General features: G+C 63.7%; 8 protein-coding genes. 2 read left to right on the top strand and 6 right to left on the bottom strand.

Annotated elements, in window-relative coordinates; genetic code table 11:
- Both ACILRA_RS19420 and ACILRA_RS19415 read left to right on the top strand, forming a co-directional pair.
- On the top strand, window positions 1-1,289 hold a 1,289-nt coding region (locus ACILRA_RS19420), incomplete at its 5' end, for a biotin/lipoyl-containing protein (protein WP_395663704.1).
- A complete protein-coding gene (locus ACILRA_RS19415; protein ID WP_395663703.1) occupies window positions 1,286-1,567 on the top strand; it encodes an acylphosphatase in 282 nt (93 codons plus the stop codon). The genes ACILRA_RS19420 and ACILRA_RS19415, both read left to right, overlap by 4 nt.
- 65 nt (window positions 1,568-1,632) lie before the next feature.
- Here ACILRA_RS19415 and ACILRA_RS19410 read toward each other — a convergent pair whose 3' ends face one another.
- The 6 genes from ACILRA_RS19410 to ACILRA_RS19385 all read right to left on the bottom strand — a co-directional run.
- Window positions 1,633-1,899 (bottom strand): hypothetical protein, encoded by a 267-nt coding sequence (locus ACILRA_RS19410; protein WP_395663702.1) that lies wholly within the window; start codon window positions 1,897-1,899, stop codon window positions 1,633-1,635.
- Window positions 1,900-1,961: 62 nt separating this feature from the next.
- A complete protein-coding gene (locus ACILRA_RS19405) occupies window positions 1,962-2,384 on the bottom strand; it encodes an HIT family protein (protein ID WP_395663701.1) in 423 nt (140 codons plus the stop codon).
- Window positions 2,385-2,397: 13 nt separating this feature from the next.
- Window positions 2,398-3,540, bottom strand: a complete 1,143-nt coding sequence (locus tag ACILRA_RS19400; RefSeq protein WP_395663700.1) for a GNAT family N-acetyltransferase — start codon at window positions 3,538-3,540, stop codon at window positions 2,398-2,400.
- Window position 3,541: 1 nt separating this feature from the next.
- Window positions 3,542-4,285: a glycerophosphodiester phosphodiesterase family protein gene (locus ACILRA_RS19395; protein ID WP_395663699.1), complete on the bottom strand. Its 744-nt coding sequence runs from the start codon at window positions 4,283-4,285 to the stop codon at window positions 3,542-3,544.
- The gene (locus tag ACILRA_RS19390; RefSeq protein ID WP_395663698.1) at window positions 4,282-4,746 is read right to left on the bottom strand and encodes a RidA family protein; all 465 of its coding nucleotides are present in this window, start codon (window positions 4,744-4,746) and stop codon (window positions 4,282-4,284) included. The genes ACILRA_RS19395 and ACILRA_RS19390 overlap by 4 nt, the downstream gene beginning before the upstream one ends.
- Window position 4,747: 1 nt before the next feature.
- Window positions 4,748-5,254, bottom strand: a 507-nt coding sequence (locus ACILRA_RS19385) for an NAD(P)-dependent oxidoreductase (protein WP_395663697.1), incomplete at its 5' end; no start/stop codon positions are given.

Raw genomic sequence — 5,254 nt, 5'->3', positions numbered from 1 at the left:
AATGCTCGATCCAGCGCCGCAACCAGAAGGTCATCGAGGAAGCACCCTCGCCGCTCCTTGACGAGAAGACGCGCAAGGCCATGGGCGAGCAGGCCGTGGCGCTGGCCAAGGCGGTGAACTATGATTCCGCCGGAACGGTTGAATTCGTCGCGGGGCAGGACCGCTCCTTCTTCTTCCTCGAAATGAACACGCGCCTGCAGGTTGAGCATCCGGTCACGGAACTCGTCACAGGCATCGATCTGGTTGAGCAGATGATCCGCGTTGCTGCGGGCGAAGAACTGAAGATCCGCCAGAATGATGTGACGCTGAAGGGCTGGGCAGTCGAAAGCCGCATCTATGCCGAAGACCCTTACCGCAACTTCCTGCCCTCCACCGGACGCCTCGTGAAGTACCGTCCCCCGGCCGAGACGTCTGCCAATGGCATCACCGTCAGGAATGACACCGGCGTTTACGAGGGTGGCGAGATCTCGATCTATTATGACCCGATGATCGCCAAGCTCTGCACCCACGCGCCAAGCCGGGCCGAGGCCATCACGGCCATGGCTGGCGCGCTGGACGCCTTCTACATCGAGGGCATCCAGCACAATGTGGCGTTCCTGTCGGCCATCATGGAAAATCCGCGCTGGCAGTCCGGCGCGCTGGCCACGGGCTTCATCACCGAGGAATTCCCCGGCGGCTTCACCGGTCATGAGGTGACGGCGGAGATTAGCCAGACGCTGGCAAAGGTGGCGAGCCTGCTCGATCATATCGAGAACCGCAGGAAGCGCCTGATCAACGGTCAGATGACCGGAAACGGCGTGAAGTTCGCCACCGCCCGCATCGTGAAGCTTGGCCGGGAATGGGTTCCTGTCACGGTATCGGCCGAAACCGATACGCTCGCCGATCACGCGGGCTGGGTGCCGGGCCAGCCGGTCTTTACCGCCGATCTGGGGCAGGGCGCTGTCACCGTTCAGGTCAAGCGCATCCTCAACGGCTATCGCCTGTCCTATCGCGGCGTGGTGCTCGATGCCCATGTCTATACGGGGCGCGAGGCGGAACTGGCGAAGCTCATGCCGGAGAAGGCCGCAGCCGACACCTCGAAGAAGCTTTTGTGCCCCATGCCGGGCCTGGTGATCGCCATTCCGGCAGTGGTAGGCCAGGAGGTGAAGGCGGGCGAGGCACTGGCCATCGTCGAGGCGATGAAGATGGAGAACATCCTGCGTGCCGAGCGTGACGTCACGGTGAAGGCGATCAATGCGAAGCAGGGTGACAGCCTTCAGGTCGATGCCGTGATCATGGAATTTGCGTGAGCAGAACCGCCGTCCATGTGATCGTGGAGGGCAGGGTGCAAGGTGTGGGCTTCCGTGCCTTCGTGGAGCGCGAGGCGAAATCGCGTGGCCTCACCGGCTGGGTAAGAAATCGCCGTGACGGCTCCGTCGAGGCTGTGTTCGCGGGCGAGGCGGAAGATGTGGAGAGCATGATCGCCGCCTGTCACCGCGGCCCCCGCCTGTCGCTGGTGCGCGGCTTGCGCCAGGCGCCTCACCCGGCGGGCGAGTGGAAAGACTTCGCGGTATTGCCCACCGTGTGATGCCAAAAAAAGGGGGCCGGCGAACCGGCCCTCAGTTTCGGGAGGAAGAACGCTACTCGACGGGCTCACAAAGGAAAATCGCGCTCCGGCTCAACGCCGCAGGTTTCGATGAACTTCTTCATGCTGTGCACCTCGTCCTTCGACAGGCCGTGGTCGGCGCCGTGGAAGGTGGCGGAATGGCCATTCATGTTGACCATCAGGCGGCCGTGTCCCGAATGGCTCAGTTCCGCGCCGAGTTCCCGGAAGACGGGCTCCACCTCATGCAGGTGGATATTGCTGGGCATGGGGTGGCTGAAGAGGCTGTGCAGGACCTTGCGGTGCTTGTGATTCATGGATTTCTCCTGGTGTTGGAACCAGACTAACCAGAACCAACCTCAGTGATCCTTGATTTCGATCAACCCGCCAGCGCGGCCCGGATCATCTCCGCATGGCGGGCGAGCAATTGGTTGTCTGCCATCTTGCCGGAGTGCGGCCGGAGTGGAACGCCCGCGGTGCGCGGGAGGATGTGGACGTGCAGGTGGAACACCGTCTGGCCCGCTGCCGGCTCGTTGAATTGCTGTATGAGAATGCCCTCCGCCCCGAAGGCCTTCTGAACGGCCTGGGCCACCTTCTGCACCGAGGCCATGAGCGGGCCCAGTGCGGCGGAATCGGCGTCGAGCAGGTTGCGCGAAGGCTGCTTTGGAATCACCAGCGTGTGCCCGTCGGCTTGCGGCATCACGTCCATGAAGGCCAGCGTATGCGCGTCCTCGTAGACCTTGTGGCAGGGGATTTCGCCGCGCAGGATCTTGGCGAAGACGTTGTTCATGTCATAACTCATCGTATCGTCTCCCTCAGAAGTCTTGTTCCTGCCGGAACGGCGAATGGCTCGCAAGGGCCTCGCGTTCCTGCTCAACGCCGCGGCGCTCCGACTCGAGATAGCTGGCCACCGCGCGCTGCAGTCCGGGGTGGGCAAGGTAGTGCAAGCTGTAAGTCTTCTGCGGGAGATAGCCGCGCGCCAGCTTGTGCGCCCCTTGCGCACCCGCCTCCACGCGCGCCAGCCTGCGTGCGATGGCAAACTCGATGGCCTGGTAGTAGCAGGTCTCGAAATGCAGGTTGTCGTGATACTCGATCGCGCCCCAGTTGCGGCCGTAGAGCGCGTGCGACCCGATGAAATTGAGCGCCCCCGCAATCAGTTTTCCGGCGCGCTCGGCCATGACCAGCAGGATATGCTCCGCCATGGCCTGGCCGATGAGACTGAAGAATTCCCGGTTCAGATAGGGCGTGCCCCACTTGCGGTTGCCGGTGTCGACATAGAATTCGTAGAAAGCATCCCAATGCCGTTCCATGATGTCCGCGCCGGTGAGCGCGTGCATGGTGATGCCGGCCTTGCCGATTGAGGCACGCTCCTTGCGGATGTTCTTTCGTTTCTGTGAGGAGAGCGAGCCGAGGAAGTCGTCGAACTGGGCGTATCCCGCATTGGCCCAGTGGAACTGGATATCGGTGCGCTGAAGCCAGAGATGGCCGCCGAGTGCGGTCCAGTCGCGCTCCGGCAGGAAGGTGATGTGCACGGAGGACGCCTTCTCCTCCGTCGCGAGCGCGATGAGGCCGGAGGCAAGGTCGCGGCGTTCCTCTTCGGTGGCCGCGAGCAGGCGGGGGCCAGTGACGGGCGAGAAGGGAACCGAGACCTGCAGTTTCGGATAATAGCGCCCGCCAGCGCGCTCATAGGCATCCGCCCAGCCATGGTCGAACACATATTCACCGTAGGAGTGGCGCTTTCGGTAGCAAGGCACGATGCCTGTGATCCTGCCTGCCTCGTCCTCCATCAGCAAATGGCGCGGCGCCCATCCGGTCTGCGCCACCGCGCAGCCCGCCTCTTCAAGACAGCGGAAAAAGTCGTGTGCGGCCAGCGGATTGAATTCCTCATCCGGCGGATTGGCCAGCCTGTCCCAGTCCGCGCGGGGGATCGAGAGGGCGCTGGAAACGGCTTTGAGCATCTCAGGCGGTAAACCCCTCGAAGGTAACCTGGTCGGAATGCCGCAACGCCGTCCATGCCTCTCCGGGAGAGCGGATTGTCCAGCTGATCACCGGCATGCCCGCCGCGCGCAGCGCACTGACCGGAGCCCAAGGCAGCTCGTCGAAATAGAATGACACGAAGTCGGGCCTGGTGCGGCTGACATGCGAGAAACAGCGTAGCTCCATCTGGGTGCGGAAAGGCAGCGCGTCATAGTAGGAATCGAAGGCGCGCTCCGCCACGATGCCGCGGATCGTATCAGGTGATATCCGGCGCACGGCCTCGACCACGTCCGGATCGAAGGACATGAGGCAATGGGGCCCGCGATAGCTCTCGAGAACCTCGAGCGCGCGGCGCGCAAGGCGCTGGTCGCCGTCCCAGTGGGACTTGATCTCGATGACGAGCGGCACCTGTCCCTTCACCTGTGCGAGAAGCTCGCCCAAGGTCTGCACGCGGTCCTGTGAGCGCCGGATGGCCAGTCCCTTCATCTCCGCCGCCGTCAGGTTCTTCACCATGCCACGGCCTTCGGTGAGGCGCTCAAGGTGATCGTCGTGGAACACCACGGCCTCGCCATCGCGCGTCAGCTGCAGGTCGCATTCGATAGCATAGCCCTTCGCGATGGCGCCGGCGAAGGCGGAGGCGGTGTTCTCCACGATCCCGCGTGACACGTCGTGCAAACCGCGGTGCGCGATGGGCCTCGCAGTGATGAAACGCAACCTTTCCGTCATTCGACCTCGACGATGGCTTCGACCTCGGTCGAGATCCCCATGGGAAGCGACGGTGAGGCGACCGCAGAGCGGGCGTGGCGGCCCTTGTCGCCGAACACCTCGACCATCAGGTCGGACGCGCCGTTGATGACCTTGGGGTGATCCTTGAAATCGGCCGTGGCATTGACGAAGCCCAGCAGCTTGACCACGCGCTTCACCTTGTCGAGATCGCCGCCCACGGCATCCTTGATCTGCGCCAGCACATTGATGGCGCACAGCCGTGCGGACTTGGCCCCGTCCTCGAGCGAGACATCATTGCCCAGGGTACCGGGATACAGCACCTTGCCGCCCTCGATCGGACCCTGGCCGGAGATGAACACGAGGTTCCCCGTCCGCACCCACGGCACGTAGTTGGCCACTGGCTTTGCTGCCTCGGGCAGGATGATGCCAAGTTCGGCGAGGCGCTTGTCGATCTGTCCCATATCAGTCTCCTGTCAGAAGGTCGCCGGGGCGCTCGCCCCGGAAGAATTGCGCGAGATTGTCGATGCATTTGTGGGCCATGGCGCTGCGGGTGCCTGGCGTCGCGCTGCCGATATGGGGCAGCAGGAAGACGTTGTCGAGGCCGCGGTAGCGGGGGTCGATCTTCGGCTCGCCCTTGAACACGTCAAGGCCTGCGGCGGCCAGCCTGCCGGAGGTGAGCGCCCCGATCAGCGCGTCGTCATCCACAATATCGCCACGCGCGGTATTCACCACAATGGCGCCCTCGGGCAGCAGTGCGAGCGCCGCGGCATTCACGATGCCGCGTGTCTCAGGGGTGGAGGCGCAGTTGATGGACAGGAAATCGCTTATGGCAAGCATGTCCTCGAAGCGCGCATGGTAGCGCGCGCCCGGGGCCAGTCCGGAGGCCACGGGCTTGCGCGAATGATAATGGATCTCCATGCCGAAGGCCTCGGCACGCCTGGCCACTGCCTGGCCGATGCGGCCCATGCC

Source organism: Aestuariivirga sp. (assembly GCF_044239095.1).
Lineage (GTDB): Bacteria > Pseudomonadota > Alphaproteobacteria > Rhizobiales > Aestuariivirgaceae > Aestuariivirga.
Note: the sequence above shows the minus strand (reverse complement) of the source record. Positions and strands in the feature narration are given on the sequence as shown.